This window comes from Actibacterium sp. (assembly GCF_055134745.1).
On the sequence record NZ_JBSRVX010000050.1, the window covers coordinates 39352 to 51770 of the forward strand.

A 12419-nucleotide genomic window follows, 5' to 3' on the forward strand; every position below is an offset into this window, starting at 1 on the left:
GGGGCCCCGGCTGTAATCAGGCGATCCAGACGGATTTGGTTTCCATGAACTCCTCCAGATGCTCCATCCCGGATTCGCGGCCATAGCCGCTCATCTTGTAACCACCGAATGGCACAGCGGGATCCATCAACTGATAGCAGTTCACCCAGACCGACCCGGCCTTGAGCCCCCGCGAGATATACTGCGCCTTGTTGATGTCGCGCGTCCACACGCCGCTGCCCAGACCGTATTCGGTGCTGTTGGCGCGGCGCAGCACGTCCTCGATATCATTGAAGGGCAGCGCGGAAATGACCGGCCCAAAGATTTCTTCCTTGGCGATCCGCATGTCATCCTTGACGTTGCTGAACAGGGTCGGCTTGACGAAGTAACCTTGGGAATTGGGGCCGTCTGCATAGGCTTCCCCCCCCACGGCTACATTGGCACCCTGTTCCTTGCCCAGCGCCAGATAGCCGGTCACCCGATCAAACTGTTCGGACGACACAAGCGGACCAAGCTGGGTTTCCGGGTCCAGCGGATCGCCCACACGCAGCGTCTTGGTGAAATTGGCAACCTTTTCGACGAATTCGTCGTATACCGCTTCTTCGATGAACAGACGCGTGCCTGCGCTGCAGATCTGGCCCGAATTGGAATAAACCGCCATCGCGGCGCCCGGCACGGCCTTGTCCAGATCGGCATCGGCAAAGACGATGTTGGGGGATTTGCCACCAAGCTCCAGCGACAGCCGCTTCAAATTGCCGGCCGATGCCTGGATGATCTTCTGGCCAACTTCGGTCGAACCGGTAAAAGCGATCTTGTTGACATCGGGATGCGCCGCCAGCGCCGCACCGGCCGAAGGCGTGCCAGGAACGACGTTCACAACACCCGGCGGCACGCCTGCGTCAAGGCAAAGCTGCCCCAGGAACAGCGGCGACAGCGGTGCCTGTTCGGCAGGCTTCAGAACGACGGTACAGCCGGTGGCAATCGCCGGGGCCAATTTCCACACGCTCAGCCCAAAGGGGCCGTTCCACGGGTTGATCGCACCGACCACGCCCACAGGTTCGCGCAGCGTATAGGTCAGCGGGTTGCCGGGGGCCGAGTTCGGGATCGTCAGCCCATGCATCGACGTGGCCAGACCGGCGTAATAGCGCAGCAACCCAACCGCACGCCGCCGCCCCAAAATGGTGCGCGACAGCGGTCCCCCCATATCCATCGTGTCCAGATAGGCGATTTCGTCGAAATGCTTGTCGACCAGATCGGCCAGACGCAGCAAAATGGCCTGCCGGTCAAACGGCGATACTTTCGACCAGTCCCCTTCAAACGCGCGGCGCGCGGCGGCAACGGCCAGATCGATGTCTTCCTTGTCGCCATAGGCGATGTCGGCCAGAACCTTGCCATTGGCCGGGTTGATCGTCTGAAATGTCTTGCCGGACTTGGCCGGAACCCATTTTCCATCGATCAGAAGTTGCTTGGGCGAGTTGGCAAGAATGCTTTCCCGCGATGAAACGATATCCAGTGTCATATGCGTATCCTCCCGCATTGGTCAGTTTGGTAATCCAGCGCCTGACGCCCAGGACGGCGTCAGGCATCAAGAACTTTAATTGCGCCTTGGAAACCTTGGTATCTGGTCGTCACAGATCGGGGCCATGATATGTTCATACTCCATTCTGCGTGCGACATTTGCCAATGGTCCTCAAGGGCTGCACCTTTCCTTTTCAGGATGCCCCGCGCCGCGCCGCCACGCAATGTGGCATATGTGCCATCAGCCACCCAGCGGCAATTCGCGCACCGGGTCACTGCCATCCCAGTCGACAGATGCCTGATGGATTGCGGCGAATATCTCGCGCACCTCGGGGCTGCCATCGCCGATTTCGATCACCGTGCCTGGAATCGTATCCGTGCGAAATAGGCGAAATTTCCGCCACCCGATATCTTGCCGCTTGAGGCGGGGACATATCCAAGCTCGGCCAGCCTTGCCAGGTTATCTTTCAGCGACAGGCCCGGCGTCACACACAGGATGTGATGCAAGCCATATCCGTAACGGTCGATGAAATCCTTGTAATGGGATGGCGCATCATTGTGCTGCTGGATCAATTCGATCTGAAAATTTCCGCAATATCCGATGGCGATGGACAGATCCGGGGCGCAAGCCACCCCGTTGAACTGATAATCCGACAGCTTGGCATGGGCGCGCTTGAAAAAGGGACCAACCCCCAGAACCTTCACCCAATGGTCGATCGCCTGGTCAATATCTTCGACGACATATCCGTTCTGGGCCGGAACCCCGAATATCTTGCTCATCCGCGCCTCCCCCCACAAACAGGCAGCGGGCACCTTGTTTGGCGCCCGCCGCAATGGTTCTTGCTCAGCCCAAAAAGCCGCCGACGACCGCGCTGACCTTTTCGCGCTGCTCGACATAGGGCGTGTGGCCCGCATCGGCGATCATCTCGACCTTGGCGCCCGCGATCTTCGATTTGAACGCATCCGCATAGAAGGGCGGGGTCAGGGTGTCGTTCTTGCCCCAAACCACCAGCGTCTTTGCCCGGATCCGGTGCAGGCGCTTGTTCAGGCCGCGTTCCGGAATCGGATGGATGAAATGCGCACTGCTGCCCAGCCCAAGGAAACGGCCGATATAGGCATCGCGCGCACCTTCAGGGTCGGTCGGATCGGTCAGGCGCTTGACCACTTCGGGATGTTTCAGATCGTGATACATCAGCTTCTTGCGGCTGTCGTCCGATGTCAGATAGTGATCGGCAACCGGGTTTGCGTCATCCCACAGCCCCATCGCATCAATCAGCACCAGCTTGTTCACGCGCTTGGAAAATGTCGCGGCATATTCCGCCGCCACCATTCCGCCAAAGCTGTGGCCGATCAGGTCGAAGTTTTCCAGCCCGAGTGAATCGAACAGGTCATCGTAATACAGAACCAGATCCCAGAAGCTGCCCAGCTGTTTCAGGTCGGAAAAGCTGGGCATGCTTTCGATCATGACGCTGCCGGGATGGGCGGGCGCGATGACCTTGTGGGTTTTGGCCAGATCATCCAGCATCCCGTTCCATTCCTGGCCCAGAAAGCTGTGCATGAACACGACGGGGCTGCCCTCGCCCTTGATCTTGACGGGGTTGGGCACAAAGCCACGGCCGAATTCAACGGTATTGACTGCGATGTTCATTCTGCCGGCTCCTTCTGCTCGGCGGCCAGTTTGACGCGCGGCTTTTGCGTCGCGCCTGTCGGCCACCAATGGTCTTTGTATCCCTGCTTGTCCCAGTAATCGCGGATATATGGCATCACGCGCTCTGCATACATCTTGGTGTTGTATTTGGTCAGCGCGGTATCCATCGACTGCAACTGCATCAACAGCATGAAGTGGCCAACCCGCAGCGATTCAGCGGCTTCGGTCATTTCCGCGATCACCGTTTCGGGCGAACCCGCGATGATCCGCTTGTCGGCGCGGAAGTCTTCCCATGTCTGCTCATACGGGTCGCGCGGCGGGGCGCGGTGCTTCATGTTGAACTTGACGCTTTCGGCGCTCATGAAACCCGGTGCGCCACCGATATAGGGCGGCACATGCAGACCCTTGGCAAAGAAGTTCTGCACATGTTTGAAATACAGCTTCTTGGCTTCTTCGTCCGTGTCGGCGACCAGAACGATCTGGGCAAAACCGGCGCGATACGGGTTGTCATCCAGACCGGCCTTGGCAACCTGTTCCCAATACCCATCCATCAGCGCCTTGGCGAATTTATAGCCGGTGAAGCTGAGATAGTTATAGGTATAGTTGTTGTCGGTCGCGAATTTCCACGTCTCGATCGAGCCGCCACCGGCCAGCCAGATCGGCGGGTTCGGCTTTTGAATCGGCTTGGGCCAGGGGTTCACATAGCGCAGCTTGTTGAACTGGCCGTTGAACGCGAACGGGCCCGGCTTGGTCCAGGCCTGGGTGATCAGGTCGTGGGCCTCGTAATAACGCTGACGCACCTGGGTGGGCGGAGTGCCGTAAACGCCGACAGTATCCATCGCCGATCCGACGGGGAAACCGGCAACCAGACGGCCGTTGCTGACACAATCCAGCAGCGCGAATTCTTCGGCCACACGCAACGCCGGGTTATACAGCGGCAAGGTATTGCCCAGCACAACCACGGCCGCGTCGGAATTGCGCCGCGCCAGCGGCATCGCCACCATGTTCGGCGAGACGCAGTAACCATAGCCGTTGGAATGGTGTTCGTTCACGCCGATGCCGTCAAATCCGACCTCGTCGGCATATTCCAGCTCGTCCATGTTGGCGCGGAAATATTCGCCCGATTTCACCGGATCGCACAACACATCATTGGGCGGTGTCACCCAGATGCTTTCGTATTTCTTGCTGAAGTCATCCGGCAGATCCCGGTAACTTTGCATATGGAACCAAACGCTTTTCACGTGGCATCCTCCCTTTCGATTCAGAACTCTTCGCGTTGACTGACCCCATAAGGGGAATAGCAAACGGCAGATGGATCAATGCCGAAATCATTCCACATATCGGGGTTTCGTCCCTAATGGACAGGAACAGATAGAACCCGCCAATACTCCTGCATAAAAACTAACGCCTGTCGCGCCGATGTGTCAACTCAATCCAGTCTCCAAGGGCAGGAAATTCCGCGATATCCCAAGCGGTTATGCGCCCGTTTTTGCCCCAACTGCCCATGAAACCGGCAAACGGGCGCCGCACCGCCGATCAGCAGTAATACGGCACCCAAAATGCATGTCAGGCGGTCTCGGCTTCGGCCAGATTCAGTTCCTTCATCATCGCCTCGCGCATCAGGAACTTTTGCACCTTACCCGTAACGGTCAGCGGGAAGGATTCGACGAAACGTACATAACGCGGGATCTTCTGATGCGCGATCTGCCCCTTGCAGAACGCGCGCAGATCGGCCTCGTCCATACTGGCGCCATCGGCCAGAATGACCCAGGCACACAGTTCTTCACCATAATCGGCATCGGGCACGCCGAAGACCTGAACATCCTGAACCTTCGGATGAGTATACAGATATTCCTCGATCTCGCGCGGATACAGGTTTTCACCGCCGCGGATCACCATATCCTTGATCCGCCCGACAATGTTGCCATAGCCTTCGGCGTCGATCGTGGCTAGATCGCCGGTATGCATCCAGCCATCGGCATCCTTGGCCGCTGCTGTCTGTTCGGCCTCATCCCAATAGCCGATCATCACCGAATAGCCGCGTGTGCACAGCTCTCCGCGCTGGCCGCGCGGCACGGTATTGCCGGCCTCGTCGATCACCTTGCATTCCACATGCGGATGCACCCGACCCACGGTGGACACGCGCCGTTCCAGCGGATCGTCTTCGGTAGTCTGGAAGCTGACCGGGCTGGTTTCGGTCATGCCATAGGCAATGGTGATATCGCGCATATGCATCCGGTCCACGACCTTGCGCATCACCTCGATCGGGCAAGGTGAACCGGCCATGATGCCGGTGCGCAGGGTGGACAGGTTGAAATCGCCGAATTCGGGCCGGTCCAGTTCGGCGATAAACATGGTGGGCACACCATACAGGGCAGTGCAGCGTTCCTCGGCCACGGTGCGCAGGGTAACGACAGGATCGAACCCCTCGCCGGGATAGATCATCGTCGTGCCATGGGTCACGCTGGCCAGATTGCCCATCACCATGCCAAAGCAATGATACAGCGGCACCGGAATGCAGATCCTGTCGGTATTTGTCAGGTTCATCGCCGCGCCGGTGAAATAGCCGTTGTTCAGAATATTGCGGTGGCTCAGCGTGACACCCTTGGGGCTGCCGGTGGTGCCCGAGGTGAATTGAATATTGATGGGGTCGTGGTTTTTCAGCCCCGCCTCGGCCTTGCGCAGTGTGTCGGTTCCCGCGCGTTCGCCCATTTCCTCGACCGAGGCAAAGGGCAGCGCGCCGGGCGTTTCGATATCACCCATCTGGATCACCAGCCGCAGATGAGGCAGCTTTTCGGCCTTCAGCGCGCCGGGCTTGGAATGGGCCAGTTCAGGGGCCAGCGCCGCGATCATGCCCGGATAGTCGGATGTCTTGAACGGCGGCGAGATCACGATAGCAGCACAGGTGACCTTGTTCAGGGCATATTGCAGCTCGTGCAGCCGGTAAGCCGGGTTGATCGTCACCAGAATCAGCCCTGCCTTGGCGGCGGCGAACTGGGTCAGAGTCCATTCATACCGGTTCAGCGACCACACGCCGATCCGATCTCCCGGCTGCAACCCGCTGGCAAGGAACCCCGACGCGAGGTTTTCGACGCGGCGGTGCAATTCGGCCCATGTCATCCGAATGTTTTGCGACGGGCTGACCAGCGCCTCTTGCCCGCCCCATGTCGCGGCCGCCTTGTCCAGCGCCACCCCGATCGTGGTTTCGATCAGGGGCGGTGTGGATTTGCCTTTTACATAGCTTTCCATCAATTTCTCTCCTCCCCTATGCCGGTCAGCCCTGCGCGACGAAACCATCGACAAAGGATTTGATCGTTGCATAGGCCTGTTTGCTGCGTTCGAATTCGCCGTTGATGGCCATGAAGCTGTGGATCGTGCCCGGGAACCGGCACACCATCGCGGGCGTGCCCGCGGCGGCCAGTTTCGCGCCATAGGATTCCCCATGCACACGCAGGATATCCATTTCCGCCGTGATGATCAGCGCCGGCGGCAGGTCGGCATGGCTTTCAGCGTGAATCGGGGCAAAGCGGTAATCGCTGCGATCGGCCCGATTGGGCACATACATGTCATAGAACCAGGCAGTTTCTTCCAGCGACAGGAAGGGCGACACGAATTCCTTCAGCACCGGCGCGTCGATATCGCCGTCCACGGCGGGCCCGGTCATGATCTGGGCGGCAATCTTCGGGCCGTTGCGGTCACGTGCCATGATGCAGACAACGGCGGTCAGGTTCGCGCCCGCGCTGTCACCCTGCACGATCAGGGGCAGATCCTTGCCGACCAGCTTGGCCTTGTTGGCGGCGATCCATTCCAGTGCGGCATAGGCATCGTTCACCGGTGTCGGGAAAGGATGTTCTGGCGCCAGGCGGTAATCGACAGAAACCACCGCGCAATTGGCGTTGCGCGCCAGATAGCGGCAATTGGCATCCGACTGGTCAATGCTACCCATGGTCCAGCCGCCACCATGCATGAAGTCGATGATCGCCACCGGATCGCCCGCAGGCACATAAAGGCGCGCCTTGATCTTGCCGCCCTCGACGTCGATCTCGAAATCCTCGACCTTGGCCATTTCGGGACCAGGCGCACGCGGGGCTGCCGCCATGATGGCGCGCAGCTTTTCCGGCGTCAGCGTATTCATCTGCGGAAATCCCGCATCTTTCATCATTTGCAGGTATGTGGCGATTTCAGGGTGCAGGGCCATATCGATTCCTCCTTGGAAAATTTCTCTTGTTTCAGGCGGCCTTGCGGCGCGCAGGAAACATCATCAACTGTTCGGCCATCAGGCGGGTCTGGATATCCAGTTCCGGGATCAGGCACTTGCCGTCGGCATCAAAAGCCGGATCTTTGGTGTTCAGCGCGATACCGATCGGCGTCGGCCAGCCGCGCAGGGCATGGGTCACGCTGCGCAAGGCGGCCAATGTGGTATTGCAGCCCTGCCACCCAAAACCGGTGCCGACACATCCCACGGGCTTGTCGGTGAAATAGGGGGCCGCGTCCTTGGCCATTTCCTCGGTGTAATCCAGCGCGTTTTTCACCAGCCCGGAAATGCCGCCATGATAGCCGGGCGATCCGATGACGATTGCATCGGCGTCACGCAGTGCCGCGATCAGCGCCCGCACCTTGGGCGTATCGGCCACGGCACCGGGGGTATACATCGGAAGGTCGATGGCATCGCCAGCAAACATTCGGGTCTGCGCCCCCTTGTCAGCCGCATGTTTCAACACATGCCGGATGACAGCCTCGGTCGACGACCCCGCGCGCAGCGTTCCACCCAGTCCAACGATGTTCATACGGTATTCATCCTCTCCGGCCTTCGCCTCACGCCGCGATTCCGGAAGACATGCAATGCCCCACAAGATGCAGCGTCTGTTCAGTATGGAGAAGCCTCAACCACCCTGGCAACGACCATTTCGACCGCTTGCAACCGGACGCAAAAGGCGCTCCTCCCAGTTTTGCGATAATCTGCGAATTTCACAAAGGAATGGCAACCCCACAAACGCGCAATACTTTGTCCGGGTTGCAAATCAGGCCGATTGCGGCCATCAAATCAGCAGGCTTTCACAGGGAGGAAACGATGTCAGGACGATTGGAAGGTAAAGTTGCTGTAATAACGGGCGGTGCCAGCGGCATGGGTCGTGCGGCGGCGCTGATATTTCTGGATCAGGGTGCAAAGGTGGTGATCGCCGATATCAACACCGAAAAATCCGACGAGGTTCTGGATATCGCCGGCTCGAAGGGATTTGCCAAGAATATCCTGGCCACGCGCACGGATGTCTCTGACGAATCGCAAGTCAAGGCGATGATCGCCAAGGCGGTCGACGGGTTCGGACGGCTGGACGTGCTGTTCAACAATGCCGGTGTGGGGGGCGCGATGACCCCGATCACGGAAACCGAGGTCGAGAACTGGGACAAGACCTTTGCTCTGCTGATGCGCTCGGTCTTCATGGGGATCAAACATGGTGCCAAGGCGATTCGGCTGCATGGCGAAGGCGGGTCGATCATCAATACCTCGTCCACCGCAGGCATGGGTGGTGGCAGCGGCCCGGCGGCCTATTCTGCAGCCAAGGCCGGTGTGGTCAACCTGACCAAGAACGCCGCCGTCGAACTGGCCCCTGACCGCATCCGCGTGAATGCGATTGCGCCGGGCGGCATCCACACCCCGATGATTCCGGTGGCCGATGATGAAGGCATGCGCACCTTCATGAAGGGGCGTCAGCCCTGGCCCGATACCGGCTATGCCGAAGATATCGCCTATGCGGCGCTGTATTTCGCCAGCTCCGAGTCACGCTTCACCACGGGCCATACGATGGTGGTGGATGGCGGGCTGCTGGCCTGGGGGCCTTCGCTGTTCCCGCATAGTGGGTCACGCAACCCGGCCTCGGGTTTCAACATGAGCAGCGCAGGTGATGTGAAGCCTTAACCTACGCAAAAGCCCCCGCCCGTGGATATCGGGCGGGGGCGCCAAAATGATCACAGGACCACCTTATGACAGCCGCCGCTTCGTTGCGGCACCGGCGCTTATTCCCTGCAAGAAGGCATCGGCCATCCGATCCGCGACCTTGGGTGCGGGTTCCGGCGGCGGCGGCGGGGGTTTACGAAAGGCCAATACCAATAGCCCCAAACCACCATAAACACAGCCCAGCACCAATGCGGCGATAGCGGGGCCATATACATCCGCCAGACCAATCCATGCCGCCACGGTTACAAAACCTGCCCCCACCATCAGCAAGAAGCCGGCGATCAGCGCCATGAGGATCGGTCGCGCCGCATGCCCCACCGCATCAGTGATTGCCTTGCCCACGGCCACGATCAGCGACGCCCGGCGAACAGGCCGACAAGAAAGCCCACCCCGGCTGCGATCGCCACACCGGTAGCCGGGTTTTCCTTGACCGAGCTTTCCGCGTTCTTATAGGCATTCGCGGCCATTTTCTGTGCCTCGGTCAGGGTTTCCTCGCCTGTCCGGCGCACAGCCTCTACCTTTGCACGCGCCATGGAGTTCAGGCTTTCGGTCTGTTTCGCGGCCAGGTCGCTCAGACTTGCGCTCAGCGACGAGATATCACTTTTCAGCTTGGAAAGCTCCGCTTGAACATCCGCGCTGGATTGTTCGGCAGTTTTGGTCATTTGGTTCTGTGCCATGATGTTTCCCTTTTGGTTAACTTGGGTTGCTTGCCAAACCAACCCGCTGCGACGGCACAGGTTCCCAGCCGCACGCGACAATTATTCCAGCGCATCCCCGGCAGGCCGATACGGGCCGCGAATTTGTGGAACCCAAGCCCGATACCCTGCGTTTCATTGTTAATCCGCGCCCATTGGCGCCTTTATGCAAAGGAGATGTCCCATGCTTGGTTGGGCCCTGACTTTTCTGGTTATCGCACTGATCGCCGCTGTCTTCGGCTTTGGCGGCATTGCTTCGGCTTCGGCCGGGATCGCGCAGATCATCTTTGTCGTATTCCTGATCCTGTTCGCGATTGCCATGGTCGCCCGCGCATTGCGCGGCAAGCCCCCGGTCTGAACAAGACCCGTTTGCGGGGGGCCTTCGCCCCCTGCGAAAATCTGTTCACCTTATGTAAATGATGTATTGAAAAGGAGTTTATCGTGGATAGCGCAATGAAAACCCTGGCGAAATCCGATCAGGTCAAGACCGGGGTCAAGGATCGCGACACAGTGGCCAAGGCGCTGGCGACGGCGCTTTCGGATACATACCGGCTGATGATCAAAAGCCACATCTATCACTGGAACGTCGAAGGTGCGCATTTCTATTCGATCCATCACCTGACCGAAGAGCACTATCAGAATCTGTTCAAGGCGGCAGATGAAATGGCCGAACGCATTCGTGCATTGGGCAAGTTGACGCAGACCGATATCGACGCCGTGATACAGGGATCGGCGGTTGGCGGCACGGTCAGCAAACTGACCGCACAGCAAATGATAACCGATCTGGCGAATGACCACGAACATCTGGCCAGCGCGATGCATGAACTGATCAGGATCGCGGAAGAACAGGATGATCCTGTCACCGCCGATATGGCAACCGCGCGATCCGCTTTTCACGAGAAAGCGGTCTGGATGCTGCGGGCCACCGCAGCGTGATCCTTGCCCCGGCCAGCATCTGGCCGGGGCGCGGTCATCATCCCACCAGCGTTTCAGTGCTGGCAAAGAACATCGCCTGGCTGATCGCCGAGCGCACCTGATCTTCGGTATAAGGCTTGGTGATGACAAAGGCGGGTTCCGGTCGTTCCCCTGTCAACAGCCGTTCCGGGAAGGCCGTGATGAAGATGACCGGGATTTCACCCGCCGCCCCGAGAATTTCGTTGACAGCCTCGATCCCCGAGGATCCGTCGGCAAGCTGGATATCCGACAAGATAAGATCCGGACGTTCGCGCCCGGCCAGCGACACAGCGCCGGTATGCGTGCGCGCCACGCCTGTGATGGCATGCCCCATATCGGCAACGATATCCTGCAGATCCATGGCGATGATGGCCTCATCCTCGATCACCATGACGCGCCCGGAAATACTGTCAGCCATTTCCCGGCGCGCGGTGTCAACAAGATGACTTGCCTCGTCGGGGTCCAGCGACATGATCGTGGCGATATCCTCGAAGGAAAATTCCTCGACCGTGTGCAGCAGCAGCGCTTCGCGCGAATTCGTGGTCAGGCGTGCCAGCAAGGCCTGGGCACGTGCGGCAACGCCGCTGTCAGCCTCGGCCACCGGCGCCCCGGCGCTGGACCAAATCGCATGAAAGGCGCGAAACAGCGCAACCTTTGGAGAATACCCGGCCTCGAATACGGACCGATCCGTCAAAAGCGCCTCAAGCGTGGCAGCGGCATAGGTATCGCCGGATCGCTGATTGCCCGTCAGGGCGCGGGCATAACGGCGCAGATAGGGCAACAGGCTGGCAACGGTCACGGAAAGATAGCTGCTGTCAGTGGTTTCAGACATTAAAGCGGTCCTTTTCATATTTTTCTTGGAACCAAACTCATTTTGTCAGAGTTTTGTTCCAAGGAATGCAAAAATTACGTCCGGAAAGAAAATCAGGATGACAAAAAATCAGGCAGGGTCCCCCTCGAAGAAGGTGATAGATGAAAACCTGAAAAAAGTGTTCCAGACCCTGGCAGAGGATGAAATTCCTGATCGGTTCAAAGACTTGTTGCGACAGCTCAAGGAACAGGACGGCCAGAATGGAAGCTGAAGCAAGCGGAAAACGGCACAGCGGCGAGCCGCGGGATGAAATCGTGGAACACCTGTCCTCCATGCGGGCTTTCGCAATGAGCCTGACCAGAAACGCCTCGGCTGCGGATGATCTGGTTCAGGATACCATCATCAAAGCCTGGAAGAACATCGACAAGTTCACGACCGGCACGAATATGCGTGCCTGGCTGTTCACGATCCTGCGCAACACCTTTTATTCGGATCGGCGCAAACACAGGCGCGAGGTGGCCGATGTAGATGGCATCATGGCCGCCACGCTTGTCTCGAAACCAGATCATGACGGGCATCTGGCCTTGCGTGATTTTGCGCGTGCCTTTGCCAAACTGACCGATGAACAGCGCGAAGCCTTGATCCTGGTCGGCGCATCGGGTTTTTCATATGAGGATGCCGCGCAGATGTGCGGCGTGAAAATCGGCACGATCAAAAGCCGGGTGAATCGTGGCCGGGCGCAATTGATCGAGCTTCTGGACATGCATGACGATGAAGCGATGGAGCTGACAGATCGCGGCACAGTTGCGGTTCTCACGTCGGGCATGGTTGGAAAGCGGGTGTTCGGTTGATCAGCCG

Annotated in this window: 15 protein-coding genes; 5 read left to right on the forward strand and 10 right to left on the reverse strand. The window is 58.9% G+C overall.

The genetic code is table 11. The annotated features are described in order from the left end of the window. Nucleotides 1-16: 16 nt before the first annotated feature. The 7 genes from ACTCHC_RS10495 to ACTCHC_RS10525 all read right to left on the reverse strand — a co-directional run bounded on the left by ACTCHC_RS10495 (nucleotide 17) and on the right by ACTCHC_RS10525 (nucleotide 7932). Nucleotides 17-1498, reverse strand: coding sequence for an aldehyde dehydrogenase family protein (locus ACTCHC_RS10495; RefSeq protein ID WP_463022442.1), 1482 nt, complete (start codon nucleotides 1496-1498; stop codon nucleotides 17-19). A 353-nt stretch (nucleotides 1499-1851) separates the two neighbouring features. Further along, complete coding sequence (locus ACTCHC_RS10500; RefSeq protein WP_463022443.1) at nucleotides 1852-2277, reverse strand: VOC family protein; 426 nt, start codon at nucleotides 2275-2277, stop codon at nucleotides 1852-1854. Nucleotides 2278-2341: 64 nt separating this feature from the next. Continuing rightward, complete coding sequence (locus tag ACTCHC_RS10505; protein WP_463022444.1) at nucleotides 2342-3145, reverse strand: alpha/beta fold hydrolase; 804 nt, start codon at nucleotides 3143-3145, stop codon at nucleotides 2342-2344. Next, complete coding sequence (locus ACTCHC_RS10510; protein WP_463022445.1) at nucleotides 3142-4386, reverse strand: LLM class flavin-dependent oxidoreductase; 1245 nt, start codon at nucleotides 4384-4386, stop codon at nucleotides 3142-3144. The genes ACTCHC_RS10505 and ACTCHC_RS10510 overlap by 4 nt, the downstream gene beginning before the upstream one ends. 325 nt (nucleotides 4387-4711) lie before the next feature. Beyond that, nucleotides 4712-6394 (reverse strand): AMP-binding protein, encoded by a 1683-nt coding sequence (locus tag ACTCHC_RS10515; RefSeq protein WP_463022446.1) that lies wholly within the window; start codon nucleotides 6392-6394, stop codon nucleotides 4712-4714. Between the two features lie 25 nt (nucleotides 6395-6419). Continuing rightward, on the reverse strand, nucleotides 6420-7343 hold the full coding sequence (locus ACTCHC_RS10520) for an alpha/beta hydrolase (protein ID WP_463022447.1): 924 nt from the start codon (nucleotides 7341-7343) through the stop codon (nucleotides 6420-6422). Between the two features lie 31 nt (nucleotides 7344-7374). Then, complete coding sequence (locus ACTCHC_RS10525) at nucleotides 7375-7932, reverse strand: NADPH-dependent FMN reductase (protein WP_463022448.1); 558 nt, start codon at nucleotides 7930-7932, stop codon at nucleotides 7375-7377. 284 nt (nucleotides 7933-8216) lie between these two features. Here ACTCHC_RS10525 and ACTCHC_RS10530 point away from each other — a divergent pair, with 284 nt between their 5' ends. Further along, nucleotides 8217-9062 (forward strand): SDR family NAD(P)-dependent oxidoreductase, encoded by an 846-nt coding sequence (locus tag ACTCHC_RS10530; protein WP_463022449.1) that lies wholly within the window; start codon nucleotides 8217-8219, stop codon nucleotides 9060-9062. Between the two features lie 63 nt (nucleotides 9063-9125). On the opposite strand, the gene ACTCHC_RS10535 is transcribed toward ACTCHC_RS10530, so the two are convergent. Continuing rightward, the gene (locus ACTCHC_RS10535) at nucleotides 9126-9443 is read right to left on the reverse strand and encodes a phage holin family protein (protein ID WP_463022450.1); all 318 of its coding nucleotides are present in this window, start codon (nucleotides 9441-9443) and stop codon (nucleotides 9126-9128) included. An 8-nt stretch (nucleotides 9444-9451) separates the two neighbouring features. Next, a complete protein-coding gene (locus ACTCHC_RS10540; RefSeq protein WP_463022451.1) occupies nucleotides 9452-9778 on the reverse strand; it encodes an ElaB/YgaM/YqjD family protein in 327 nt (108 codons plus the stop codon). 202 nt (nucleotides 9779-9980) lie between these two features. Between ACTCHC_RS10540 and ACTCHC_RS10545 the strand changes: the two genes are divergently transcribed. Both ACTCHC_RS10545 and ACTCHC_RS10550 read left to right on the forward strand, forming a co-directional pair. Further along, nucleotides 9981-10154: a DUF1328 domain-containing protein gene (locus ACTCHC_RS10545; RefSeq protein ID WP_463022452.1), complete on the forward strand. Its 174-nt coding sequence runs from the start codon at nucleotides 9981-9983 to the stop codon at nucleotides 10152-10154. Nucleotides 10155-10237: 83 nt separating this feature from the next. Next, on the forward strand, nucleotides 10238-10732 hold the full coding sequence (locus ACTCHC_RS10550) for a Dps family protein (protein ID WP_463022453.1): 495 nt from the start codon (nucleotides 10238-10240) through the stop codon (nucleotides 10730-10732). Nucleotides 10733-10769: 37 nt separating this feature from the next. Here the strand turns inward: ACTCHC_RS10550 and ACTCHC_RS10555 are convergent, their stop codons facing one another. Beyond that, entirely contained in the window at nucleotides 10770-11582 is an 813-nt protein-coding gene (locus tag ACTCHC_RS10555; protein WP_463022454.1) for a response regulator, read from the reverse strand. Between the two features lie 97 nt (nucleotides 11583-11679). Between ACTCHC_RS10555 and ACTCHC_RS10560 the strand changes: the two genes are divergently transcribed. Both ACTCHC_RS10560 and ACTCHC_RS10565 read left to right on the forward strand, forming a co-directional pair. Next, entirely contained in the window at nucleotides 11680-11832 is a 153-nt protein-coding gene (locus ACTCHC_RS10560) for a NepR family anti-sigma factor (RefSeq protein ID WP_463022455.1), read from the forward strand. Then, nucleotides 11822-12412: an RNA polymerase sigma factor gene (locus ACTCHC_RS10565; protein WP_463022456.1), complete on the forward strand. Its 591-nt coding sequence runs from the start codon at nucleotides 11822-11824 to the stop codon at nucleotides 12410-12412. The genes ACTCHC_RS10560 and ACTCHC_RS10565 overlap by 11 nt, the downstream gene beginning before the upstream one ends. Nucleotides 12413-12419: the final 7 nt, after the last annotated feature.